The sequence below is a fragment of the Neisseria sp. RH3002v2f genome (assembly GCF_014596375.1).
Lineage (GTDB): Bacteria > Pseudomonadota > Gammaproteobacteria > Burkholderiales > Neisseriaceae > Neisseria > Neisseria cinerea.
On record NZ_MAYZ01000017.1, the window covers coordinates 1 to 415 of the forward strand.

A 415-nucleotide genomic window follows, 5' to 3' on the forward strand; every position below is an offset into this window, starting at 1 on the left:
GCCCCGTCGCCGGCCCCACCGGTGGCAGCGAGAGAGCTGCTGCCGGTGCCGCTCGATCCGGACGCGCCGGACCCGGCCGAACCGGCCGCGTAGGTGAACGCGCCCGGTTCGACGGCCGTGCCGCACTCGCCCGCGCCCACGACCGTGACCGGCACCGTGCCTGTCGTCGCAGCCGACGGTGAGATCGCGCGGATCACGCCGTCGTTGATCACCTCGAACTGTGCGGGCACCTCGCCGAACAGCACCGCGGTCGCCCCGGTGAAGCACTGCCCGGTGATGGTGACGACCGTTCCGCCCGAGATCGGGCCGGTGCCCGGCGCGACCCCTCCGATGTCGGCGACCGGGTAGAAGGTGAACACACCCGCGTCGCTCGACCCCGCCGGGGTGGTCACGACCACCGCGGCGTCACCCGCTG

1 protein-coding gene is annotated in these 415 nt (G+C 74.2%); it reads right to left on the minus strand.

The features are described from left to right. A partial coding sequence (locus BBW69_RS02580; RefSeq protein ID WP_188210315.1) for an IPT/TIG domain-containing protein occupies positions 1 to 415 on the minus strand: 415 nt, incomplete at both ends.